At 62.5% G+C, this 672-nt stretch carries 1 pseudogene; it reads left to right on the forward strand.

Annotated features, from left to right (window positions below):
- Nucleotides 1-626: pseudogene (locus tag NW858_RS10610) on the forward strand (gamma-glutamyl phosphate reductase); the annotation flags it as partial.
- Nucleotides 627-672 lie beyond the last annotated feature (46 nt).

Here is a 672-nt window from a genome sequence, read left to right on the forward strand (position 1 = left end):
CTAGCAAAGTGCCGATCCTGGCTACCCACCTGGGCTATGGCCATGTTTATCTGGATCGCACTGCTCCCTGGCCTTTGGTGAAGTCAGCTTTGCTGGATCCCTTGGCTCGCTATGGCCCAGAAGGGATCCCCATCTACCAGCCCCTCACCCTCTGGCTGCTGATCCACGCCGACTGGGCCGCCAGCCATCTGCCAGCGCTGGTCGAAGCTTTGCTCAGTCAGGGGGAGGTCGATGTCCAGGCGGCCGCCCCAATTCTAGAGCAATTTCCCCAGCTCCAGCCGCTGGGAGAAGGGTTTGACTCCACCCGGCGTCCCCATCTGCGCCTCCAGCTAGTAGCGGATTTAACGGAGGCTATCGCCTGGATTAACAAAAACGGTTACCATCAGTCGGAAACCATCCTCACTGACAGCCAGGCGGCGGCCCAGCGCTTTCTCCAGGAGGTAGATGCGGCCCTTATCCACATCAACACCACGCCCCTCTCAGCAGGCCGCGGAAGCGGGATCCCTACCTTGGGGGCGATTCGCGACCCGTCCCTGGGCATTTCTACCCAGCGGCTGCATGTGCGCGGGCCCATCGACCTGGAAGCCCTGACAACTGTAAAGGTGGTGGCCCAGGGCGGCCTGTAGCCGTGGGAGGGTGGGATCCCGCTGGCCCCCTTCTCCAAAGCTGGCC

The sequence above is a fragment of the Synechococcus sp. H55.10 genome, assembly GCF_047502715.1.
GTDB lineage: Bacteria > Cyanobacteriota > Cyanobacteriia > Thermostichales > Thermostichaceae > Thermostichus.